Here is a 22,178-nt window from a genome sequence, read left to right as displayed (position 1 = left end):
CATTGATGTAACAAAGAAGTTGTATAATACAATTGGTTTTTGTTTAATAGCAATGGAGGATAATGTATGAGAGTATTAATAGCAGATGATGAACAAGATATGTTAAGGATTTTAAAGGCTTATTTCGAGAAAGAAGGCTTCGAAGTTTTATTAGCAAAAGATGGAGAAGAAGCACTTCAAATATTTTATGATGAAAAAGTTGATTTAGCTGTTTTAGATTGGATGATGCCGAAACATAGTGGTATTACTGTCTGTCAGGAAATAAAAAAGAATTCAAGCGTAAAAGTGTTAATGCTTACAGCGAAAAGTGAAAGTGAAGATGAATTAGCAGCACTTCAAAGTGGCGCAGATGAATATGTAAAAAAACCATTTCATCCAGGCGTATTAATAACTAGAGCGAAAAAACTTATACAGCATGATGATGTCATTCAAGTTCAAGATTTGAAAATAGATTTCACTAAAAATAAAGTTTATAAAAATGACAAAGAGTTAGATATTACAAAAACAGAGTTAGAATTGATAAAATGTTTTTTAAATCATAAAGGTATGATTTTAACTCGAAAAAAATTGTTAGATATCGTATGGGGATTTGACTATTTCGGAGAAGAGCGAACTGTTGATACACATGTAAGAAGATTACGTAAAAAAGTAGGAGAAAATATTATAAAGACGCATCGTGGTTTAGGATATAGTTTGGAGGAGCAGAGTGAATAAACTTGGAAAAAAGCTATTTCTCAGCATTTCTTTAACTGTTATTCTTATTTTTACAATCTCTTTATTATTAATTAACTATCTTTTACCGAAATATAATATTTACAAAACGCGAGAAAGTTTAGAAGGTATTACAGCACAAATACAGTCCATACCGAGCATACAACTGGATGAAGCAATTACTAGCATTGAAAATAAAGGAAATGTTACGATTGCGTATACATCAATTAACAATTCGGAAGATCGAATTAATGATGAGTTACGTATGCAACTTACAAGGAAAAGAGTTGCCCTTAATAAACTTTGGATTACAAAAGAAGAAGTAATGAAAGTAAAGAACTTCGGGCAAGCGAATAAAATATATGATCAAGAAAAGATTAAATCTAGTTTTTTTGTGAAATACATTGCGAAAGACGATATGTTAATTTTAGTAGGAGTTTCGATCGCACATTCTAATGAAATAATAAAAGCGTTAAATTCATTTTATTTTTACATTTTTGGCATTACGATTTTTCTCATTATCGTACTTGTATGGATACTTTCAACGACAATCACCAGACCATTGAAAGAATTAAGTAATGTTGCAGAAGATATTTCAAATTTGAAATTTGAACGAGCGAAAGTGAAAACAAATGATGAAATAGGGGACTTAGCTAATAGTATTAATATCATGAGTGAAAAACTAAATGAAGCGCATGAAGATTTAACAGATCGAAATGAACATTTAAAACGATTTATGGGTGATGTGACGCATGAATTAAAGACTCCAATCGCATTAGTGAAAGCATATTCTATGGGAATAAAAGATGGTTTAGATGATGGTACATACATAGATACAATCATTAAACAAACTGATCACATTTCAAACCTAATTGAAGAGTTATTACGATTTTCTAAACTAGAAAGAGATGTTTTACAAAAAGAAGAATTCGATATTAAATCACTAGTCCAAAGTATATTAGATAAGCATAAGATTGAACTGGAATCGAAAGAAATCAATTTGCAAGTGAACTATAATGTTAGCGATGCAGTTGTTAATGCTGATGTAAATAAAATGAAAATGGTCTTTCAAAATTTAATATCTAATGCGATAAAATATACAGCAAATCAAAATATAAAAATTACTTTAGAAGATCGAAATGAAAATATATATTTTCAAATTCAAAATGGGATGAATGCTGAACAAATGAAAGATATCGATAAAATTTGGGAACCTTTTTACGTCTTAGAATCTTCTCGTAGTAAAGACCATTCTGGTACAGGACTAGGTTTAGCGATAGTGAAAAGTATTTTAGAAAGACATGGTTTTGATTATGGAGTCTCTACAATAGAGGGAGATATAAGATTTTATATTAATATGAAGAATGACTAATTCGAAACTATAAAAAGCATCGTCTATTATTAGGCGATGTTTTTTTTGATTATATGAGAGTAGTAAATCAGAATGTATAACCTCGAAAGCTCGTTTGAAGAGTGTTCTACAAATTTTTCAAGTTGTTGCATGAAATATAAACTGAATTTTCTGTTATTTCGTTGTATAGTAAAAGGAGACATATATGGGGAGGAAAAAGTATGGGGAAAAAGAAAATAGCAATTACATTATCAACAATCTTATCTTTATCAGTCACATCAGGAGTTTCTAGTATGACTGCGTATGCAGACAAGAAAGAAACAAACTACATAAATGAGAATGGCGTGAAGTTAAATGGGAAAGGTGCAGAAGGACTACAATCAAATACGAAGATTGAATTAGAAAATGGGATGACAAAGCCGATCTACTCGCTTGATGAAGCAATTATCGAAAATTTATTTGTAGAGACGGAAGTTGATAGTGATCGAGATGGAAAAAAGGATCGTGTATCAGTAAAAGTTATGCGTCCAAAAACTGATTCAAATGTGAAAGTTCCCGTTATATATGAAATGAGTCCATATCGATCTGGCTTAAAAGATGTTCCTGTATATAATGTAGATGAAGAATTGTATGCGTATGAAGGGAAACCGTATGGAGCTGTTAATCTTGGTTCATACGGAAATTATTATGTGCCAAGAGGCTATGCAGTCATTTTAGGTGAAAGTATAGGAACTGGAAAATCAGACGGATGTCCAACTACTGGGGATGAGCAAGAAATATTAGGGACGAAATCTGTCATTGATTGGGTAAATGGGCGAGCGAAAGCATATACAGAAAATGGTGAGGAAGTTAGGGCTGATTGGTCAACAGGAAATGTAGGTATGACAGGCGTTTCTTATAATGGTACGTTACCAAATGCAGTTGCGACGACTGGCGTGGAAGGGTTAAAAACAATTATTCCAATCGCAGCGATTAGTAGTTGGTATGATTATTATCGTGCAAACGGTGCAGTCATTGCGCCTGGTGGATACCAAGGAGAAGATACAGATAACATGGCAGAAGCAGTTCTAACAAGAGAAAATCCTGAAGTTTGCGGACAAGTAATAAAAGAGCTAACAGCTGGACAGGACCGGAAAACTGGTAATTATAATGATTTTTGGGATAAACGTAATTATGTAAAAGATGCTAAAAACGTAAAAGCGAGTGTATTTGTTGTTCATGGTTTAAATGATTGGAATGTAAAGACGAAGCAGTTTGCGCAGTGGTGGGAAGCACTTGGAGAAAATGATGTCCCTCGTAAAATGTGGTTACATCAAGGTGGACACGGTGGAACATCAACAAATGATTGGCAAAGAACACAAAATAAATGGTTCGATTACTGGTTGTATGGAATTGAAAATGGGATTATGAATGAACCGATGGTGGATGTACAACGTGAAAATAAAACTTGGGATAAAATAAAAAATTGGCCGGATCCAGCAGCTGTACCGTCAAAAGTTCGTATGTATTTAAGTAACAAAGCAGTTAATTTGCCATTAAGTATGGGCTCAGCAAATAAAGTTTTCTCATTCGTGGATGATGCAAAAATGAAATCAAATCAATTAATAGCAAACCCAGAATTAGAAGTAGCCAATCGATTAGTGTATACAATGCCTGTACTTCAAAAAGATACGCGTATAAGCGGTACACCAAAGATTTCAATTACAGGAAATATTGATCGATCTGTATCAAATTTAACTGCTTTACTTGTTGATTATGGTGGAGCAAAGCCGGAAATTGTAACGAGAGGCTGGATGGATCCACAAAACTTAAAGAGTATAGAAAATTCAACAGCGATTCAACCGGGCAAAGATTATACATTCACATGGGATATGCAGCCTGATGATTATGTATTTAAAGCGGGGCATCAAATAGGGGTCATTTTAATCGCTAGTGACTATGATTATACGATTAGACCGAAAGCAGGCACGAAGCTTACAGTAAAATTAAGTGAAGTAATATTGCCGATTGTGAAATAAATAGTTATGAATAAAGAGCTTACTGCATAGTAAGCTCTTTAAACTTTGAAATGGGGAGTTTAATGTGAATGTTTATTAGTAGATACAAAAATGCTTACAACAAATAAAAAAATTGCATTCACGATCAATAGACCACTAAAGGTAAGCCCAGCAAAACCTCCAGCGAATCCATCTCCTACTTTTTCACCAATTACGTGCAAGGTGGCGAAGAAAGTATGAAAATACCACTGGCTATTTTCCATATTCGTTGATATTTCTTTGCTATAAAGAAAATGAGTGTATTAAAAGTGATAAGAAGAAAAATAAATCCAATTAATGAATTCATCATATCCTCCTTTCAATATAATTCTGAATTTTCATATGTTCATTTTGAATGGAATATTATACAATATAATTATATTGTATGGAAAGCGAGTGATATATTATGACAGTCAGCTCTTTCGAATTTTTATTAAAAATAAAGGTACAGGAAGATTAATTGAATGAAAATCTTCCGTACGTATAAAACGGAGGAGAAAATAAATGTTTAGTTTTTATAGTACACTTTGCACGGAACTTTATGATTTCACTAAGCCTGTCGGTTATTCTTTAAATGGTGATATTGAGTATTACGAAGAACGTTTAAAAAATGGTAGAGGAAGAATTCTTGAAGCGGCAGTAGGATCAGGGCGTGTTATCATCCCACTTCTTGAAGCTGGTTTTAAAGTGGATGGGATTGACTATTCACCTGAAATGCTAGAATCGTGCCGCGTGCGATGTAAAGAGAGAAACTTACATCCTAATTTATATCAAGGAAGCTTACAACAATTTTCACTGCCACATAAATACGAGGCAATAATCATTCCAACTGGATCTTTTTGTTTAATTGAAAATCGTACAGATTCTATAAACGCATTGAAATGTTTTTATGAACATCTTAATCCAGGCGGGCGATTAATCGTAGATATTATGCTTCCGCATGACTGGAAAACAGGAGAGATTCATACATCGACTTTTTCTTTGCCGAGTGGAGACGGAATTACATTAGAAAATAAATCAATTGAAATAGATTGGCTGAACCAAGTTACTCTATCATATTTAAAATATGAAAAATGGAGTAAAGGGCAGTTAGTACAAACAGAACTACAACGCTTTGCGATACGCTGGTATGGAATAGAAGAGTTTAAACTTCTGCTAGAAAGTATAGGTTTCTCTAACATTACTTACTCCGCTGACTATGTTTATGAAAAAGAACCGTCAAATGCAAGTCAAATGTTTACTTTTGAAGCTGTGCGAAACGAAAAATAAAGAACTATGTATGAAAATAAGGCAATCGATATAATATCGGCTGCCTTATTTCAATTGTATATTACTTACACGGTATTACGTTCCGGTTGTCCAAGCATTCTTCTACTAACTACATATACTACTTATATTAAAGGCAGTTACTATTTCAAATAGAAATGTTATTTTTCTATAAATGATATTTTAGAGAAGTAGGGGATAAATTTGGAAAACGTAGAACAAGACAGAATTGAAAATCAAGTGTATTCCAATCGTGTAGTAAGATCAGAATTTGATGCGAATTGGGAAACATGTATATCAAAAAGTGGCTATGTAATTTATGTAGCAACAAGTAATAATGCTGAAGTAATAGTACTTCTTGCAGATGGTTCAAGTAAACTATTAATTTTTGAAAAAGGCGGTAAAGTAGTAGTAGGCGGTGGTGGTACAAGTCATTACAGTAAGCCGCATATTGCAAGAAATATTTAAGGTAGTACATGTATTTGAGTAGAAGCTGGAAAACGGTTATTCATTTATGTTTAGAGTATGATAGACTAACCGTTTTTATTTGTTTATATTATTTTAGAAGAACTCGATTGATTACAAATACATCGGTATGACCAGCAAAAATTAGGAGGAAATTGTACGGATAAGAATTCGAAATATAATGTAAGTTTGGAAGAAACATATAAGCGATTTTAAAAAGTATTTCCTATTTCGGGAAATGCTTTTTCTATGTTATAGTATAATAGTGTTTCGAAACGATGTTATTTTAATATACTTCAAATCTTGTTGTGTATTATTTTTATATTAAATTAGTTGTGCAAGTATTTTTTTATATAAGGAGTAACAATTAGAGAAATGAAAAATATAGACTTTATACTAGAAAGTGATGAGGCATTAAAACCGTCGGAACGATTAGTACTATTATTATTAGAGAAGCATAGAATGTTATATACGAACGATCTATTAGCATTATCTAATTTATCATATAAAACATTAACAGATTCATTAACAGCGCTTGTTTTAAAATCATATGTGTTAAAGGAAACAGGTAAGGGAAGAAGACAGAATTGTTATAGATTGGTATGATAAGGTTGCTGATTTTAGAGAGTTCACATTAATGTTTTTCAAATGTAAGGAGAAATTTTATTTTTGTTTTCAAATGAAAAAACGAATCACAATGCGTACTTAAATATTTGGATTTCATTTTTGTTAATGCTGATTTTATAATTATTGAAAATAGAAAAATAAAAAAACTACTTAAAAAAAGAAATAAAAAAACAATCCGTTTTAAAAATGGATTGTTTTTTTATTGGAATAATATTATTTGATATGTTGAAAGTATGAATGATTATTCTACTTCACTTGTGTACTTTTCAGGTAATAATTCCATTACGTTACATTTTACAAGTTCACCATTATATGAAAGTATAACGTTCGTATTTATTCCGTAATCACTTATTAATTCTCGACACATACCACATGGAGCAACAACCCAACATTTTTCTATATCTTCATGAGGGTGTGGGTGAGCAACTGCGACAATGGTATCAAATTCATGATCACCTTCTGAAATAGATTTTCCGATCGCCATAGCTTCACCGCATACTGTTATTCTTCCAACATTCGCTTCAACATGCACTGCTGCATAAATATTACCTGTTTTAGTTCTTACAGCTGATCCGATATGATGACGACCATATTTATAGTTTTTTTCGATTACTTTTTCAGCAGCTGTAATTAAATCATAGTCTTCACTATTTAAAGGCATTACTTTTAACATAATTTCTCCTCCGTATTAAACATGATTAGTGTTATTTTAACGAAAAAATTCAATATTTAAAATAACAGATAATTATTGGAGAGATAATATTATTATGTAAACTGTAGTTTTAACAGGAAAATATCATAATCAATAGAACATATAGAAGAAGGGGAAACTTAAATATTTTGAAAGATGGGAGAACAGCATATTATATTGCATTAGAAAAAGAACATGATCACCTTTTACATTATTTAAAACAGGAAGTGAACGTATGATAAATAAATGGAGTGTGGGCATATTTTTATTTAACGAGGTAGAAGTGTTAGACTTTGCTGGGCCATTTGAAGTTTTTTCTGTAACCGAAGCGGATGAAGAAAAACCATTTACTGTGTATACAGTTAGCCAAAATGGAGAAATGATTACAGCAAGAAACGGATTAAAGGTAAAGCCAGATTATAGTATTGAAGATTTACCGCCAGTTGATATTTTAATCATTCCAGGTGGTAAAGGTGTTCGGGAAAATGAAGTGCAAAATGATATTATAATAAATTGGGTTCGTCAGCAAATAAAAGAAGTAAAGCTAATGACTTCAGTTTGTACGGGTGCGCTATTACTTGCGAAAGCCGGTTTACTGGAAGGCTTAAAAGCAACAACGCATTGGGCTAGTATTCAAACCTTCAAAAAAAATTTTCCGAATGTAGAAGTAATGGAGAATGTGAAATTTGTAGATGAAGGACACATTATTACATCTGCAGGTATTTCAGCTGGTATTAACATGTCATTTCATATTGTAAAAAATTTGTTAGGTGTGGAGATTGCTGAGGAAACAGCTAAAAGTATGGAATATGATATTGATTTACAAAATTAAAAAGCCCAGGCCGGGCTTTTTTATATTGATTGAATATAGCTAATCTCCTCATCACTCAAAATAGGGCGAACAGACGCATTTGCATTTTCTTGTGCTTGTTTTTCTGTTTTTGCACCTGGGATTACAACACTCACTGCTGGATGAGTGAGTATATAGCGAAGTGCAAGTTGCCCTAAGGTCTGATTTTTATTTGAGAGCAACCGAAGTTTCTCTACCTTTTGTAAGTCTTCTTGAAACCAATTTTCATTTGGCCAATCTTTGCGTAAATCTCCATTTGGAAAAGTTGTTTTATTTGTGAATTTTCCAGTTAAAATACCCATTTTTAACGGCCCACGAATAACAGCTCCTAGATTTTTTTCTTGTAAGAATGGCAAAATATCATTTTCTGGTTTTCGATTCAATATATTGTAATCAAGTTGTACGATGTCAATTTCATTGTTTTTATTGAAATGTCGAATGTATTGTAAATCATGTGTCGAAACACCGACTGCTCTTACTTTTCCATCACGTTTTAATACTTCAAATGCACGTAAAAATGCTTCTGTTTCTCTACGGTTATGCCACCAAATATGACAAAAATAAAGATCAATGTAATCTGTTTGAAGACGTTGTAAACTTGTTTCAAATACGGCGATGATTTTTTCGGGAGTATCATATACAGGTTCTCCATTCGGATCGTAGTGATGTCCGATTAAACCGCCTTTCGTTGATAGGATAATATCATTACGATATCCTTTAATTGCGGTAGACACTAACTTTTCACTATGTCCTAAACCATACACATCTGCAGTATCAATAAAATTCACACCACACTCAATTGCTTTTTTTATAGCGGTTATAGATTGTTTATCGTTAACAGGTCCCCATTCATCACCACCGATTGCCCATGCCCCAAAACCTATTTCAGAGACAGTTATTCCAGTTTTACCTAATGTACGGTAATGCATATTTTTCCTCCTTGTAAGCATGTTATAACATCGATATGTAGGGAAGGTATTTTGTGTGTAAAAAAACTCTTCTACAATAATAGAAAAAGAATAACAGAAACTACTATTTTATGGCAGCATACATAAAAAATTTCAAAGTAAATATGGAAATGTCGTCGAATGCTATCTTTAATTGGTTGATTTGTAAGATATTTTTGTGAAGGAGCTTATTTTATAAGAATAGAATTATAGTTAGTAAGGGATTATGCCGAGGGTAGTGAAAATATATGTGTTAGGGGGATTTCATAATGAGGAAACTCAAGCGAATAAATGTTCCTAATATAGAAGAGCAACTATCACAGCCTAATGAGAAGCGAGCAATTAATAAGAAAAAACTAAGACGATTTATATTCATGTTTATATTTATTGCGGCGGCTACTTTGTACCTTCAATTTATTTTAACGAAACAACAAGAAATAATCGTAGAAAAAAAAGATACAATAACGAATCAAAAAAAACAATTGGTCTCTTTAAAGAAAGACCAGGATTCTTTAAAGACTAACATAGAAAATTTAACAGACGATGAGGAAGAAATTTTGAAGTTTGCGAGAAAAGAATATCAATTTTCAAAGTCAAATGAAACTATATTTGTGTTGCCGAAGTAGTGTAATAGAACAGTTAGCGATTGCTAGCTGTTTTTTTATGTATGAATGGCATGGTACAAGTAACAATCACATATTGTAAAAATGAAGAGTTTGAGCTGTTTTTATACTTATGGAATATACACTGAAATAAATGTTGTTAAAATTCTGTCAATTGTATTATAATACAAGGTAAGCGGATACATTTCTTAATCAACGTTGAGTTTATCACTCATACGACTATTAAGAAAACCGTTATCCCGTATTAGAAAGGAAGATAGCTGTGTACGCTTCAAATACAATTTATATCGTAGGGGATGCGAAAGCACCTCAAAATAATCCTATTACCGAAAAGTTCAAAAGTTATTTTGTAGCGTTTGTACTTGTTAAGGAGACAGGGGAAATTGTAGATGCAGATTGCTCAGCGACAATTGCATTAACATCTCAATTCGTTAAATATTTGTTTCTACATAAAAATATTAATGATCCACTATTGGTAACAGAAATAAAAAATAGATACTTCGGTTCGTCTCAAAAGGCACTACTTGTAGCGTTAAAAGATGCGCAGAAAAAATATAATCAAATTGCTGCTTTGTCTACCTATTCCTAGACAAAATCCAGCCATAAGAATCTTCTTATGGCTGGATTTTTTTTATTTCACATTAATCTCCTATATGAAAAGTAAGCGAAAGAGGAGATTAATTGTCCGTAAAAAACTAATTTATTTTGTGGATTAAGGTTCCACTTTGTCAGACAATGAAAGGATGAACAATATGAAAATTACGGATGTAAAAGTAAAGCGTAGACGTGTAAATCTTCATACACCGTTTAAAACGGCGCTTCGTACCGTAACTGAAATAGAAAGTATAGATGTATATATTCATACAGACGAAGGAGTTATTGGCAAGGGGGCTGCAGCCGCAACACCAGTTATTACGGGTGATTTCGCTAACGGGATTGAAGAAGCAATTTTAGGACCGATGCGTTCCTGTTTAATTGGTCAAGATATCATTCAATTTCAGCAGTTACTGCAGCACATTCAAATGAGTTGTATTGGAAACCCAAGTGCGAAAGCCGCGGTAGATATTGCTTTATATGATGTGTATTGTCAACACCAAAACGTTCCACTTTACGCATTATTAGGCGGGAAGAAAGAAATTCATACAGATATTACGGTGAGTGTAGATGAGCCTTTTATTATGGCGAAAGAGGCAAAGCAACATGTAGAAAAAGGATTTCAAACTTTAAAAATTAAAGTGGGAAAATCTGCTCATTTAGATTTAGAACGTATTGAAGCAATTCGAAATAGTGTACCAAAAAATACGACGTTACGATTAGATGCAAATCAAGGGTGGAATCCAAAAGAAGCGGTTACGATCATTAAAGAGATGGAAAATCGTAATTTAAATATTGAATTTATTGAACAACCTGTTCATGCGAAAGATTGGGATGGGTTAAAGTATGTCAAAGATCATGTACAAACGCCCATTATGGCAGATGAAAGCATATTTTCAGCGAGTGATGCATTGAAAATTGTTCAAGGAGGATATGCAGACTTAATTAATATTAAATTAATGAAATGTGGCGGCATACGTGAAGCGTGGCGTATTGCCGATATTGCCGAAACAGCTGGTGTAAAATGTATGGTCGGAAGTATGATGGAATCTTCACTTTCTGTTAGCGCTGTAGCCCATTTAGCTGCTGCACATCCTAATATTCATTACTTCGATTTGGATGCACCGCTTTGGTTAATGGAAGAACCGGAAGGAATGACTTATTCTGGATCAAAGGTAAACCTTCAAACGACAGTGAATAGTAAATCTTAGGAGAAGAGACTAGTAAACTATCTTTTAAGGGGGATATTTATGAAAAAAGTAGGAACTGCATTTTTAACAACTTTATTTATATTTTCATCGTTTACATCAGCAAATGCTGAAGAGAAGAAAGATAGTAAAGCGTTTATCGATGTATCTGCCGCAACACTTTGGACTGCGCCTGATTCATTACGGCCAATTGATGCACCGAGCGCTACAAACCCAGTTGATTTGTGGAAGTGGACGAAATCAATGACGCTTGATGAGAAACTTTGGTTAACAAATGCAAATAAATTAGAAACGCAAGCGTTATTAGGTCAAGAAGTAACGGTTGTTGATAAAAAAGGGGACTGGGTTAAAGTGTTAGTCCATGGTCAGCCAACACCTCGAAATGAAGAGGGCTACCCAGGGTGGATGCCCGAAAAACAGTTAACATATAATCAAGAATTTGCTGATAAAACAAATGAACCTTTCGTATTAGTAACGAAACCGACAGCCATTTTATATATAAATCCTTCTGAACAACATAAATCACTTGAAGTGAGCTATAATACGCGACTGCCACTACTTAGTGAAGATACGATTTCGTACCGCGTGTTGTTACCAAACGGACAGAAAGCTTGGCTACGAAAAAATGATGGGACAGTTTACCGTTCGCAAAATGATATTCTAACTCCGACAGCTGATGATTTAATAAACACTGGAAAAATGTTTTTAGGATTACCGTATATATGGGCTGGAACAAGTGGTTTCGGATTTGATTGCTCTGGATTTACACATACGATTTATAAATCGCACGGTATTACAATTCCGCGCGATTCTGGTCCGCAATCGAGAAATGGAGTTGCGGTTGATAAAGAACATTTACAAAAAGGGGATTTAATCTTCTTTGCACATGATCAAGGAAAAGGTAGTGTTCATCATGTTGCTATGTATATTGGTGATGGAAATATGATTCACTCACCGAGAGCTGAAAGGTCAGTAGAGATTATACCGCTAAATACACCAGGATATATAGAAGAATACGCTGGTGCTCGTCGTTACTTACCTTGAAAAATAGAGGGGGTTTTCAAATGAAAAAAGTTGTTCGTTACTCATTAGTTAGTACACTATTAGTTTCTTCATTTTTAGTAGGATGCGCAAAAGAAAAAACAACGACAAAGCCGAAAGATGAGAAGAAAGTATTACAGTTACTAGAAACGGGTGAAATTCCGTCATTAAATTCAGGGAAAGTAACAGATGCGGTATCGTTTAACGTTTTAAATAACGTAATGGAAGGATTATTCCGTTTATCGAAAAATGATGAAGTGATTGAGGCTGGAGCACAAAAATATGAAGTAAGTAAAGATGGAAAAACATATACATTCCACTTGCGTGAAGCGAAATGGTCTAACGGAGATCCAGTAACAGCACAAGATTACGTATACGCTTGGAAGCAGCTGATTAATCCGGATACTGCTTCTCAATATGCATACATTGCTTACGATGTGAAAAATGCGGAGAAAATAAATAAGAAACAATTAGGTTTAGATGAATTAGGAGTAAAAGCGACGGATGATAAAACATTCGTTGTAGAACTAGAACATCCAGTGCCGTATTTTACGAAATTACTTATTTTACCGTCCTTCTATCCAATTAACGAAAAATATGCGAAAGAGCAGGGCGATAAGTACGGATTACAAGCAAATAAAGCGGTGTATAACGGGCCATTTACATTATCAGAGTGGAAGCATGAAGCTAGTTTTACACTGAAAAAAAACGATAAGTATTGGGATAAGAAAGAAGTGAAGCTAGATGAAGTAAACTATCAAATTGTTAAAGAAATTTCAACTGCGGTAAATTTATATGAAACAGATAAAGTTGATAGAGCTGTCATTTCTACAGAATTCGTCGATAAATATAAAAGTAATAAAGAGCTAAAACAATATACAGATCCGGTTATGTACTTCTTCCGATTCAATGAAAATGTACCGATTCTTAAAAATAAAAACGCAAGGCTTGCGCTAAGTACAGTGTTTGATAAGAAAGGACTTGCGACTTCATTTTTAAATGATGGTTCGGTTGCTGCTAACTATTACGTACCAAGAGGATTTTTAAAAGGTCCAGATAAAAAAGATTTTCGAAGTACAGCAGGTGAGTTTAATAAAACTGATGTAAAACAGGCGAAAGAATATTGGGAAAAGGCGAAGCAAGAGACCGGTACAAATGAAGTGACGCTTGAATTATTAAACTATGACTTAGAAAACTTCAAAAAAGTAGGAGAATACATTAAAGAAGAGCTAGAGAAAAACTTACCAGGCTTAAAGGTAAATGTAAAATTACAACCACACACGCAAAAACTAGCGTTAGAGAAGAAGAAAGAATATGAAATGTCATTATCACGCTGGTTACCGGATTATCCAGATCCAATGACTTACTTAGAAGTATTCCTTTCTGGAAGCAGTGTGAACAATACAGAATATGCAAACCCAGAATATGATGCGTTAATTAAGAAGATTAAAACAGAATTAGGTAATGATGAAAAAGCTCGTTGGAAAGCAATGCAAGATGCTGAGAAAATGTTACTGGATGATGCAGTAATTGCACCGGTATTCCAGCGCGGATTATCATACTTACAAAAGCCGCATGTGAAAGATTTATATGTACATCAATTCGGTCCAGCTACAAGTTTAAAATGGGCAGATGTACAAAAATAAAAGTATGGAGAAACAGACTTCACATGTGTGATAGTCTGTTTTTTTGTACAGTTTCAAATGTATAGACATTTTATATATTTTTTCATGTCTTAAAAATAAAATTATTAGTAAAATTCCAGTGTGAAATTTATGTAGAATCTTGTATAATTAACGTGTTTCTATGGAAACATTTTCTTGCGCTATTTGTATAGAACTTAATAGAACAAGGAAAGAAATACATACATGTATATAATAGATAAATAGAATGGAACATGTATAGAGAAAAAGGAGAGAAATGATGGCGTGTCAAAAACAAGGGTTACAATTTAATAGCGATAGAAAGAGGAAGAGACGATGAAAATGAAGCATGCTTTTGGTCCTATAATTTTAGCGTGTGTGCTTTTTTTCATTATCATATTAATCCCATCGAAAAGTTTAGTATCACTTATTAGTGATAAGAAGGTAGAAGATGCGGCAACTTCCTTACAAAAAGAAAAACTACAAAGTGTTTTCTTACAGCAAAAAATGTTAGAGAATTCGCAGTATTTACCGATGTATGGTTCATCTGAATTTTTACGAATGGATGCATATCATCCGTCTAATTACTTTAAAGTAAATCCTGCAGGTTTTACACCATATTTAATGGGGATTGGCGGTACACAAAGTTTAGCTCATATATTAAATATGACGTCTACAATGGATGAGTTAGAAGGTAAAAAAGTAGTCTTTGTTCTATCACCACAATGGTTTACTAAAACGGGTGTATCACAAGGGGATTTTACTAACAATTTCTCCAAACAACAAGCATATCATTTTATTTTTAATGATACAATAAATGTTGAAATGAAGAAGCAAATTGCGAAACGATTATTAGACTATAAAGTCGTTCAAAAAGATGATATATTAAAAAATTCATTAGAAGGTATTGTATATAATGATACGAAACATAACATAAAAGCAGGTTTAGTTAAACCACTTGCTTATATGCATCGAAATATTTTAGATCATAGAGATGTATTTAACTCCTTATTTAAGATTGAACCGATGAAAGAAAAAACAAATATGGGACTACGTTCAATTTCTTGGGTAGATGCACGTAAACATGCGGAGGAAGAAGGAAAAACGGAATCTACTACAAACACATTCGGAATTGAAAATCCGTATTATTATAAACATAATTTAAAGAAAAAATTAAAAGGTTTAAAAAACTTTAGAGCAAATGAATCATATGAAGAATCACCAGAATATGATGACTTACAAATTGTTTTAAATATATTTAAAGAGAAAAATGTTAAGCCACTCTTTATTTCTGTACCTGTAAATGGACCGTGGTATGATTACGCTGGTTTCCCTAAAGAACGTCGTGAATTGTATTATAAAAAAGTTCGGGAACAAGTTGAGAAAGCAGGATACCCAGTAGTTGATTTTTCTGCCCATGAATATGATAAGTATTTCTTAAAAGATACAATTCATTTAGGTTGGAAAGGCTGGATTTACTTTGATGAAGCAGTGCATAACTTTTATACTGAAAAATAAGTGTGGAGAAGAAGGAACGGCTATAAGCTGTTCCTTTTTTAGTATAGAGTATTTTGATGTGGGCAATTCGGAAAGGCATGTATATCTTGAATTTGTCTAAAATCATAATGCTTCATTGCGAACTGCGCTTGATAAAGGTATTCATACACATATAATTGACCATCATGTGCTGAACATAATACACCAGAAGTTCCCTGCCCATTTATGAAGGAAATACCGATAGGGCGTCCGATTAAGTATTGTATTTTTTGTTGCCAATGCATAGGGGAATCACTCCTTTTTGAGATAATATACGAAATGGACGAATGAATTGTTGCTTATCCATGTAAATGTTAAACTGAGGGGTTTTCTTGTAATTTCTACAGATTAGTCAATTTAAACATAAAAAACCGCTATAGTTCGTAATGAATGTATAGCGGTTTTTATTTATTATTTTAAGCAAGATTTTTACGTTTTTTTGTCCATTTTTTAATGATGAAGTATAAAAGAACGAGTATGACACCGCCAATTGCGAATGATTTCACATATGGCCCAGCAATATCATTAATATTCTCCCAATTTTGACCTAGTTTTTCACCTAAATAAATGAAAATGATAGACCAAGGGATGATTGCAAGTGCTGTTAATGTAGTGAAACGTAATAATGGCATTTTTGTAATACCAGCAGGAATTGAAATCGCATGACGTACTACTGGAATAAAGCGTGCAGTGAAAATTACACCAGTCCCGTAACGGTTAAACCAATCTTCAGCTGCATCTATATGTTTTTTATGAATGAAAATATATTTTCCGTATCGTTCTAATATAGGTCGTCCACCGTATCGTCCAAGCCAATAAATAAAGATTTGAGCAATAACGCCGCCAATTGTACCGAATACAACGGCGCCTACAAATGAGATACTCCCATTGAATACTAAGAATCCCGCATAAGCAAGGACGATTTCACTTGGAATAATCTCAATCATTAGACCAAGCATAATGCCCCAATAACCTAATCCTTCAAAAAACGTTAATACTGAATGAATAAAACTACTTACCATTGTTGCACCTTCTAGTTTATGTATTTTTGAATAAATGTCCCTTTATTTAACAATGTAAAAGGTTCACTATATGTATATTATACCTTATTTATATAGGGGATTGCTATTTCAATTCTTTTATGTCTTGCATTAGTAGTTTAGTAAAGGATATAAGCCCAGTTTTCATGAAGAGATAATAAATATTCTCTTATCACTTAGACAGGTACTTCACTTTCAAATAACGAATTATAATGTTAATAAAATTTTTATAGAAAATTAACATGATGAAGTTGAAAATATGAAAAAGGAATTATTAGAAAAGGCCTCATATCTACATAAAGCAGAATTAGAACAACTACATAAAGCTATATTAGTTTCCGAGAAAGCTCATGAAGGACAATTTCGCGTTTCAGGTGAGCCGTATATTACTCATCCATTTGCAGTTACAGAAATTTTGTTAGATTGTAAGGCAGATATAATAACTTTAGTTGCAGCATTACTACATGATGTGGTGGAGGATACAGATTATACAATTGAGTATATACGTGATATATTCGGTAAAAAAGTGGCTGATATTGTAGAAGGGTTAACTAAAATTGATAAAAAACAAATCTCTAATAAAGAAGAGTATGAAGCAATAAATTTAAAGAAATTATTGTTAGCTACGCAAGGAGATATAAGAGTAGCTATTATAAAAGTGATAGATCGTCTACATAATATGAGAACTTTACAGGTGAAAGCTGTAAAGAAACAAGTTCCTTATGCAAATGAAACACTCAAAATTTTTGCTCCGATTTGTAAAAGACTAGGGCTATTACATATTCAACACGAGTTAGAAGATTTAGGTTTTTATTATCTTAACCATTCTAAATATAAGGGAATGAGAATTCTTTTACAAAATTATGTTAAGTTATTAGAGGGTTTGTCTCAAAATATCATGCAAGATATAAAGAATTTTCTAAATCCATATCTAATATTTGAAGTTAACTATGAAGTAAGCCCTATTTATACAGCTTATGCTCGTCTCCAAGATATTCAAGACATTACAGCAGTGTCAAAAATAATTATCACGACCTCAAATAATTTAGACTGTTATAAAATATTAGGAGTTATACATCAACTATACCAACCAATTCCATATCAATTTGAAGATAATATAGCAATTGAAAGTGATGTATTAAACAGATACTTAAAGACCAAAGTGGTGATCAATAACCATGAAATAGTGATATGTATTGAAACAAAAATAAATCAGGAGATACGAGATAAAGGGGTATTTCATATTCTTACAAAAAGTATAACTGATAAGGAGATGCAAAATATAATTCATAAATTGATGAATCATTTTATTAAGACAAATGATTTAGTAACTCAAGATGCGATTGAATTTTATGATTTAGTATCATATGAACTATTCCAAGATAACATTGTTGCATTTACTCCTAAGTTAGATTCCGTGAACTTACCACAAGGTGCTACTGTAATTGATTTTGCTTTTGCATTAAACCCTGAGATCGCTAAGTATATGTCAGGTGCTAAAGTTAATGGTATAAATAAATCGATAATAACGAATGTTTCACATCTAGATATAGTTGAACTTTCGGTAACTGAAAACATTAGTAATGTGAGACAGGGTTGGTTAAGTTTTGCTAATAGCTCAAAAGCTCAAATCGAAATTTATAAAGAGTTACAAAGATGAGGGAATTAAATTTATCGAGAAAACTTGTTCGAAATATAATAGAATGAAATGATCATTTTTGAATTAATAATAGGCGAATATGGTTTTTTTATAATTAATACCTAGAGAAACAAGCATCAACCTGTTCTAAGTATGTAACAGATTGATGCTTGTTTTCGTTATAAAAAAATAGAAGCATTTCTGCTCCTATTTTTTTAAGGTTTCACTTCTAAATTTTGTAAAAATAAAGTTGCTGTTACGTAGCGTTTTGCTAACATTTGTACATAAGCGGTATGCACAGATAATGTGGCAATAATAATCGCATTACGAATTGCTTCACGTTGTTCGTTGTTAACCTGATCGAACTTGCTTGCAATTTTATCAGCTCTTTCTTTCACGATATTTTCAATTGTATGGATTGTATCTGTTGCATTTAGTTGTAAGCAGTTCCCTTGATTGAGTTCTTCAAATAGAGAAGAGTATGCCCCATATAAATGAACAGGATTGATTAAGTCATCACTTCGATCGGCTGGGTCATTTACAATAAGGCGTAATAGCTTACGAATGGATTCAAAATCAAGTGCTGTTTTTAAATCTTCAACAATGAATAGTAAGGCTGCTTGTTCAATTGAATATTTTTTTCCTTTTTGAGGAGAGCCAATCATTTCTTTTATATCTCGTTTCACCCAGTTTTGCATGGCTGTTACTGAGAAACTTGTATTTTCAATCTGATTTCCAAGCGCAACTATTTCATTTAATGAAAAACCGACGTCTGTATCATCAATTTTAATCAGTTTTTCAAAAATAGGTGAAAGTGCGGTAGTAATAAAAGCAGTTACGCTTTGTCCGCTTTCAATATCTTTTTTATGTGACTTCGCCCAAGCTTCTTGTAAAATACCGAGAGGCTTTTTCGTATTCCATCCTCTTAATGATAGAAGAAGGGTAGCCATTTCGTTTCGTGTGAGATGAAATGTTTCCATCTTTTCACCTCCAAAAATAATAAAAAGTTCTTATGAACCTATAATATGTTTTGTTTCATTTAAAGTCAATTCTGTTTTGCTTAATTTTTCCTTTGTCACCAAACTGTCGGAAGTAAATAATACTTGCATATTCCGACAAAAGTTCATACAATAAGTTCATAAGAACCTTTAAAATGTTTTTAAAAATAAATCTATCATTCTGAATTTACTAGAAAGGTAGATTTCACATATATCTATATAAAAGGAGAATGGATATAATATGTTGAAAAAACTTGTAGCAGTCATGACAGCATTCATGGTTATCTTTGGAGCTAGTAGCTTCATGTTTGTAGATCACGCAGCAGCGAAGGGTTACAAATCTGGTAAAAAATCATACACACCAAGTTCTGGTCAAAAGTCAAAAGTTGATTTGAACAAAAAAGATAATAACGTGAATTCACAAAAAACAACAACAGATTCAAAAACAAAGGCAACAAACACAGCACCAAAGAGTAATAAAGGAAGCTTTATGAAAGGTTTATTACTAGGTGGTCTTGGTGGTTTACTAATGGGTAGCCTATTTGCAAATATGGGAGCTCTTGGTTCTGTATTAGCGTTTATGGTAAATATGTTAGTAATGGCTGGTATCGTAATGTTAGCAGTTCGTGCATTTAAATACTTCAAAGATCAACGTAAGAAAAAGGAAGATGAAGTAGCATGGAAACAATAAAAATTTCTGAACAAGAACTTATCAATGCGCTTTGTGTGTATATCGCTGAAAAAAGACAAGTTGGTCCAGAAGAAGTTTTAGTTGAACTAATGTATGATGATGACTACGGTTTCTCTGCTGAAGTAGAGGTAAATGGTCGCCAGCAAATTTTAATTCAAGCGAACTTAATTGAAGCATTACGCTTATTACTTGACAGAGAATATAATGTCAATTCATTTGCAGCAAGATTACAACTTGAATTAGATGATGAAGAAGGCATTTACGCATTAGCAAAGTTTAATAACTCAGATGAGTAGAAAAAAGAGCTGTTGAGAGTAATCTCAGCAGCTCTTTTTAGTATGTGTATATGCCAGGGAATAATCACGCCAAATTTCATTCATTTTCCGTCTACCGAGATCAATCATCGGATTAAATTGAATGGCAGCTTGTTGTCGTACGGTATGTACATGTTGGATCGCCTGTTGCAAGTGTTGTTCAACCGAATGGGATTTATTATTTGCCTGTTTTACGATTGAATATCCAGCAACAGTTCCTTGTGCCATTGCAATTTTCCCGCTTTCAATACCTGTTATATTACCAGCTACAAATAAACCGGGAAGAGGGGTTTCCAACGTTTCGGAATGCAGTGGAACATGGCCGCCTAATTCCGGAATGTAACGGAAAGGACAGCCAGCTACAGCAGCAAGCTCAGCAAGAGGGTATAAGCCACCGGCAATACAAACGAAGTCTGCCTCATATATTTGTTCCGATCCAGTTATGATGTTTCCTTTCGTATCAATATTAGCAACGCGTACACCTTCAACTTGATCTGTACCGATAATTTCAAGAGCTGCTTTTCGAAGGTGAAGTGGTGTTCCGTTTATTTTCATACCTTTATTAGGATAGAAGTTTAATCCAACTTGTTTCGCCCAATTATATTTCATCAATCGACTACCTATACGTAATAAAGATGATGGGGCAAGGTGGGCAGCATGTAAGAGAGAGTTTAATACTTCTTCTGGTTCACCAGCCTTTTGACTTAATTCATTTTTTTCAGGAAGTACAATATGTTCCACTTTAATTCCCGCTAGTTGTAATTCATTCAAAATAGCGAATGACAAAATGTTAGCGCCAATAATTACTCCTTTTCGCCCAACTTGAACGCGATGTACATTTGTCATTACTTGGGCTGCACCAATCGACATGACTCCTGGAAGTGTCCAACCAGGAAGGGGGATGGAGTACTCAGCAGCGCCAGTAGCAAGTAAAACGAACGGCGCTTCTAGCGTACCGATATTCGTATGTACGAACCAAGAACTTTCATCTTTATCTAAATTATAGACGGAAATGCCGCATCGAATATCAACTGAAAGTGATTTTGCTTCTTCGTGAAGGCGTTTTGATTCTTCTATTCCGTTCCACCATTCTCCAGTAGGTTCTTGATGTAATTGTCCGAGCAACCTTCCGCCAGGCTTCATAAATTCATCAATAACAAGTACATTTAGTCCAAAACGAGCACAAGAGATGGAGGCTGACAAACCTGCTGGTCCAGCTCCGATAATAATGACATCATTCATCGCTTTTTCACCATCTCTCTCACGATATTTGGATGCTGTTTGCCGCTATTAACTACCATATCCTTTTCAACAACAGTTAAGCATGCTCGTACGTTCGTTTGATTGTTTACTGTCACGCGGCATTCAGAACAATGCCCGATATTACAGTAAATACCTCGCGGCGTCCCGCTATCTTCATGCACTCTTAAAGTTCTTATTCCGTTTGCAAGTAAAGCGGCCGCAATCGTTTCATGTTCATATGCTTCATATTGTTGCCCGTTAAATTGGAAAGTGATGCGATTACTACTATTTAAACTCCCTAAAACAGGATGATGGGTAATTCTATTCATTTATTTTCACCTACCGCTCCAAAGGTAACTGCGCGCACTGGTGGTTGATATTTTAATGGGATTTCATTAGTAGTTACTTCAGGATTTGCACTTTCAATCATTCGATCTATCATCATTCTACATGTGCGGCCACCGCAAAATCCCATGCCAGCACGTGTTCTTAGTTTTAATTCTCTCGCCGAGCAATTATATTCAGCAATTGTCGATTGAAGTTGACCGTATGTAACTTCTTCACATCGACAAACAATTACATGATCTTTATTCGTCATATGTATTCCTCCTCTAGTTCGGTTTGCACAAATTATATAATGCAAAAACTATGCCAATATAGAGGAG

24 protein-coding genes and 2 pseudogenes are annotated in these 22,178 nt (G+C 33.4%); 17 read left to right on the top strand and 9 right to left on the bottom strand.

Annotated features, from left to right (window positions below; genetic code table 11):
• Positions 1-66: 66 nt before the first annotated feature.
• The 3 genes from DM800_RS23240 to DM800_RS23230 all read left to right on the top strand — a co-directional run bounded on the left by DM800_RS23240 (position 67) and on the right by DM800_RS23230 (position 4,080).
• Positions 67-714 (top strand): response regulator transcription factor, encoded by a 648-nt coding sequence (locus tag DM800_RS23240; protein ID WP_046959692.1) that lies wholly within the window; start codon positions 67-69, stop codon positions 712-714.
• Entirely contained in the window at positions 707-2,083 is a 1,377-nt protein-coding gene (locus DM800_RS23235; RefSeq protein WP_147787678.1) for a sensor histidine kinase, read from the top strand. The genes DM800_RS23240 and DM800_RS23235 overlap by 8 nt, the downstream gene beginning before the upstream one ends.
• Before the next feature lie 200 nt (positions 2,084-2,283).
• Positions 2,284-4,080 carry a Xaa-Pro dipeptidyl-peptidase gene (locus tag DM800_RS23230; protein WP_147787677.1) on the top strand — a complete coding sequence of 599 codons (1,797 nt, stop codon included), beginning with the start codon at positions 2,284-2,286 and terminating at the stop codon, positions 4,078-4,080.
• 59 nt (positions 4,081-4,139) lie between these two features.
• On the opposite strand, the pseudogene DM800_RS23225 reads toward DM800_RS23230, so the two are convergent.
• Positions 4,140-4,405 (bottom strand): annotated as a pseudogene (locus DM800_RS23225) (hypothetical protein).
• A 197-nt stretch (positions 4,406-4,602) separates the two neighbouring features.
• Between DM800_RS23225 and DM800_RS23220 the strand changes: the two are divergent.
• The 3 genes from DM800_RS23220 (at position 4,603) to DM800_RS23210 (ending at position 6,435) form a co-directional block, all read left to right on the top strand.
• On the top strand, positions 4,603-5,367 hold the full coding sequence (locus tag DM800_RS23220; protein ID WP_087983824.1) for a class I SAM-dependent methyltransferase: 765 nt from the start codon (positions 4,603-4,605) through the stop codon (positions 5,365-5,367).
• A 201-nt stretch (positions 5,368-5,568) separates the two neighbouring features.
• Complete coding sequence (locus DM800_RS23215) at positions 5,569-5,832, top strand: hypothetical protein (protein WP_000432423.1); 264 nt, start codon at positions 5,569-5,571, stop codon at positions 5,830-5,832.
• Between the two features lie 372 nt (positions 5,833-6,204).
• A complete protein-coding gene (locus tag DM800_RS23210) occupies positions 6,205-6,435 on the top strand; it encodes a hypothetical protein (protein WP_000789031.1) in 231 nt (76 codons plus the stop codon).
• A gap of 262 nt (positions 6,436-6,697) precedes the next feature.
• On the opposite strand, the gene DM800_RS23205 is transcribed toward DM800_RS23210, so the two are convergent.
• Complete coding sequence (locus DM800_RS23205; RefSeq protein WP_087983825.1) at positions 6,698-7,129, bottom strand: cytidine deaminase; 432 nt, start codon at positions 7,127-7,129, stop codon at positions 6,698-6,700.
• Positions 7,130-7,302: 173 nt separating this feature from the next.
• Between DM800_RS23205 and DM800_RS23200 the strand changes: the two are divergent.
• Together DM800_RS23200 and DM800_RS23195 are read left to right on the top strand one after the other, a co-directional pair.
• Positions 7,303-7,386: pseudogene (locus tag DM800_RS23200) on the top strand (ankyrin repeat domain-containing protein); the annotation flags it as partial.
• A complete protein-coding gene (locus tag DM800_RS23195; RefSeq protein ID WP_087983826.1) occupies positions 7,383-7,979 on the top strand; it encodes a DJ-1/PfpI family protein in 597 nt (198 codons plus the stop codon). The pseudogene DM800_RS23200 and the gene DM800_RS23195, both read left to right, overlap by 4 nt.
• 20 nt (positions 7,980-7,999) lie before the next feature.
• Here DM800_RS23195 and DM800_RS23190 read toward each other — a convergent pair whose 3' ends face one another.
• A complete protein-coding gene (locus tag DM800_RS23190; protein WP_048547451.1) occupies positions 8,000-8,926 on the bottom strand; it encodes an aldo/keto reductase in 927 nt (308 codons plus the stop codon).
• Positions 8,927-9,213: 287 nt separating this feature from the next.
• On the opposite strand from DM800_RS23190, the gene DM800_RS23185 reads away from it, so the two are divergent.
• The 6 genes from DM800_RS23185 (at position 9,214) to dltD (ending at position 15,571) form a co-directional block, all read left to right on the top strand.
• Positions 9,214-9,570 carry an FtsB family cell division protein gene (locus tag DM800_RS23185; RefSeq protein ID WP_001228712.1) on the top strand — a complete coding sequence of 119 codons (357 nt, stop codon included), beginning with the start codon at positions 9,214-9,216 and terminating at the stop codon, positions 9,568-9,570.
• 259 nt (positions 9,571-9,829) lie between these two features.
• Positions 9,830-10,156 carry a DUF3870 domain-containing protein gene (locus tag DM800_RS23180; RefSeq protein ID WP_048547447.1) on the top strand — a complete coding sequence of 109 codons (327 nt, stop codon included), beginning with the start codon at positions 9,830-9,832 and terminating at the stop codon, positions 10,154-10,156.
• A 154-nt stretch (positions 10,157-10,310) separates the two neighbouring features.
• The gene (locus tag DM800_RS23175; RefSeq protein WP_141555007.1) at positions 10,311-11,372 is read left to right on the top strand and encodes a dipeptide epimerase; all 1,062 of its coding nucleotides are present in this window, start codon (positions 10,311-10,313) and stop codon (positions 11,370-11,372) included.
• A 39-nt stretch (positions 11,373-11,411) separates the two neighbouring features.
• A complete protein-coding gene (locus DM800_RS23170; RefSeq protein WP_088122360.1) occupies positions 11,412-12,413 on the top strand; it encodes a C40 family peptidase in 1,002 nt (333 codons plus the stop codon).
• Positions 12,414-12,433: 20 nt separating this feature from the next.
• Positions 12,434-14,056 carry a peptide ABC transporter substrate-binding protein gene (locus DM800_RS23165; protein ID WP_147787676.1) on the top strand — a complete coding sequence of 541 codons (1,623 nt, stop codon included), beginning with the start codon at positions 12,434-12,436 and terminating at the stop codon, positions 14,054-14,056.
• Positions 14,057-14,389: 333 nt separating this feature from the next.
• Positions 14,390-15,571 carry a D-alanyl-lipoteichoic acid biosynthesis protein DltD gene (gene dltD, locus DM800_RS23160; protein ID WP_147787675.1) on the top strand — a complete coding sequence of 394 codons (1,182 nt, stop codon included), beginning with the start codon at positions 14,390-14,392 and terminating at the stop codon, positions 15,569-15,571.
• A 38-nt stretch (positions 15,572-15,609) separates the two neighbouring features.
• Here dltD and DM800_RS23155 read toward each other — a convergent pair whose 3' ends face one another.
• Both DM800_RS23155 and uptA read right to left on the bottom strand, forming a co-directional pair.
• Positions 15,610-15,834: a hypothetical protein gene (locus DM800_RS23155; protein WP_000558704.1), complete on the bottom strand. Its 225-nt coding sequence runs from the start codon at positions 15,832-15,834 to the stop codon at positions 15,610-15,612.
• 171 nt (positions 15,835-16,005) lie between these two features.
• On the bottom strand, positions 16,006-16,611 hold the full coding sequence (gene uptA, locus DM800_RS23150; protein WP_064475528.1) for an undecaprenyl phosphate transporter UptA: 606 nt from the start codon (positions 16,609-16,611) through the stop codon (positions 16,006-16,008).
• Positions 16,612-16,888: 277 nt separating this feature from the next.
• Between uptA and DM800_RS23145 the strand changes: the two genes are divergently transcribed.
• A complete protein-coding gene (locus DM800_RS23145; protein ID WP_147787674.1) occupies positions 16,889-18,289 on the top strand; it encodes an HD domain-containing protein in 1,401 nt (466 codons plus the stop codon).
• A gap of 194 nt (positions 18,290-18,483) precedes the next feature.
• Here the strand turns inward: DM800_RS23145 and DM800_RS23140 are convergent, their stop codons facing one another.
• A complete protein-coding gene (locus tag DM800_RS23140) occupies positions 18,484-19,248 on the bottom strand; it encodes a DUF1836 domain-containing protein (RefSeq protein WP_000447225.1) in 765 nt (254 codons plus the stop codon).
• 259 nt (positions 19,249-19,507) lie between these two features.
• On the opposite strand from DM800_RS23140, the gene DM800_RS23135 reads away from it, so the two are divergent.
• Entirely contained in the window at positions 19,508-19,957 is a 450-nt protein-coding gene (locus tag DM800_RS23135; RefSeq protein ID WP_000914471.1) for a hypothetical protein, read from the top strand.
• Positions 19,945-20,253: a YxcD family protein gene (locus tag DM800_RS23130; RefSeq protein ID WP_000447759.1), complete on the top strand. Its 309-nt coding sequence runs from the start codon at positions 19,945-19,947 to the stop codon at positions 20,251-20,253. The genes DM800_RS23135 and DM800_RS23130 overlap by 13 nt, the downstream gene beginning before the upstream one ends.
• Before the next feature lie 24 nt (positions 20,254-20,277).
• Here DM800_RS23130 and DM800_RS23125 read toward each other — a convergent pair whose 3' ends face one another.
• From DM800_RS23125 to DM800_RS23115, 3 genes are read right to left on the bottom strand one after another with little or no spacing between them, the layout of a single operon-like run.
• The gene (locus DM800_RS23125; protein WP_147787673.1) at positions 20,278-21,513 is read right to left on the bottom strand and encodes an NAD(P)/FAD-dependent oxidoreductase; all 1,236 of its coding nucleotides are present in this window, start codon (positions 21,511-21,513) and stop codon (positions 20,278-20,280) included.
• Complete coding sequence (locus DM800_RS23120) at positions 21,510-21,842, bottom strand: (2Fe-2S)-binding protein (RefSeq protein ID WP_088063715.1); 333 nt, start codon at positions 21,840-21,842, stop codon at positions 21,510-21,512. The genes DM800_RS23125 and DM800_RS23120 overlap by 4 nt, the downstream gene beginning before the upstream one ends.
• The gene (locus DM800_RS23115; RefSeq protein WP_088063714.1) at positions 21,839-22,111 is read right to left on the bottom strand and encodes a (2Fe-2S)-binding protein; all 273 of its coding nucleotides are present in this window, start codon (positions 22,109-22,111) and stop codon (positions 21,839-21,841) included. The genes DM800_RS23120 and DM800_RS23115 overlap by 4 nt, the downstream gene beginning before the upstream one ends.
• Positions 22,112-22,178 lie beyond the last annotated feature (67 nt).

The sequence above is a fragment of the Bacillus sp. AY18-3 genome (genome assembly GCF_008042305.1).
Lineage (GTDB): Bacteria > Bacillota > Bacilli > Bacillales > Bacillaceae_G > Bacillus_A > Bacillus_A wiedmannii.
This window is presented reverse-complemented; position numbering and strand designations above follow the sequence as displayed.

Excerpts from the sequence above, each read along its gene's own strand:
- DM800_RS23220 (WP_087983824.1), top strand. The coding sequence starts at position 4,603 with ATGTTTAGTTTTTATAGTACACTTTGCACGGAACTTTATGATTTCACT.
- DM800_RS23155 (WP_000558704.1), bottom strand. The coding sequence starts at position 15,834 with ATGCATTGGCAACAAAAAATACAATACTTAATCGGACGCCCTATCGGT.
- DM800_RS23115 (WP_088063714.1), bottom strand. The coding sequence starts at position 22,111 with ATGACGAATAAAGATCATGTAATTGTTTGTCGATGTGAAGAAGTTACA.
- DM800_RS23165 (WP_147787676.1), top strand. The coding sequence starts at position 12,434 with ATGAAAAAAGTTGTTCGTTACTCATTAGTTAGTACACTATTAGTTTCT.
- DM800_RS23185 (WP_001228712.1), top strand. The coding sequence starts at position 9,214 with ATGAGGAAACTCAAGCGAATAAATGTTCCTAATATAGAAGAGCAACTA.
- DM800_RS23205 (WP_087983825.1), bottom strand. The coding sequence starts at position 7,129 with ATGTTAAAAGTAATGCCTTTAAATAGTGAAGACTATGATTTAATTACA.
- dltD (WP_147787675.1), top strand. The coding sequence starts at position 14,390 with ATGAAAATGAAGCATGCTTTTGGTCCTATAATTTTAGCGTGTGTGCTT.
- DM800_RS23230 (WP_147787677.1), top strand. The coding sequence starts at position 2,284 with ATGGGGAAAAAGAAAATAGCAATTACATTATCAACAATCTTATCTTTA.
- DM800_RS23130 (WP_000447759.1), top strand. The coding sequence starts at position 19,945 with ATGGAAACAATAAAAATTTCTGAACAAGAACTTATCAATGCGCTTTGT.
- DM800_RS23125 (WP_147787673.1), bottom strand. The coding sequence starts at position 21,513 with ATGAATGATGTCATTATTATCGGAGCTGGACCAGCAGGTTTGTCAGCC.
- uptA (WP_064475528.1), bottom strand. The coding sequence starts at position 16,611 with ATGGTAAGTAGTTTTATTCATTCAGTATTAACGTTTTTTGAAGGATTA.
- DM800_RS23120 (WP_088063715.1), bottom strand. The coding sequence starts at position 21,842 with ATGAATAGAATTACCCATCATCCTGTTTTAGGGAGTTTAAATAGTAGT.
- DM800_RS23210 (WP_000789031.1), top strand. The coding sequence starts at position 6,205 with ATGAAAAATATAGACTTTATACTAGAAAGTGATGAGGCATTAAAACCG.
- DM800_RS23135 (WP_000914471.1), top strand. The coding sequence starts at position 19,508 with ATGTTGAAAAAACTTGTAGCAGTCATGACAGCATTCATGGTTATCTTT.
- DM800_RS23145 (WP_147787674.1), top strand. The coding sequence starts at position 16,889 with ATGAAAAAGGAATTATTAGAAAAGGCCTCATATCTACATAAAGCAGAA.
- DM800_RS23195 (WP_087983826.1), top strand. The coding sequence starts at position 7,383 with ATGATAAATAAATGGAGTGTGGGCATATTTTTATTTAACGAGGTAGAA.
- DM800_RS23175 (WP_141555007.1), top strand. The coding sequence starts at position 10,311 with ATGAACAATATGAAAATTACGGATGTAAAAGTAAAGCGTAGACGTGTA.
- DM800_RS23190 (WP_048547451.1), bottom strand. The coding sequence starts at position 8,926 with ATGCATTACCGTACATTAGGTAAAACTGGAATAACTGTCTCTGAAATA.
- DM800_RS23140 (WP_000447225.1), bottom strand. The coding sequence starts at position 19,248 with ATGGAAACATTTCATCTCACACGAAACGAAATGGCTACCCTTCTTCTA.
- DM800_RS23240 (WP_046959692.1), top strand. The coding sequence starts at position 67 with ATGAGAGTATTAATAGCAGATGATGAACAAGATATGTTAAGGATTTTA.
- DM800_RS23170 (WP_088122360.1), top strand. The coding sequence starts at position 11,412 with ATGAAAAAAGTAGGAACTGCATTTTTAACAACTTTATTTATATTTTCA.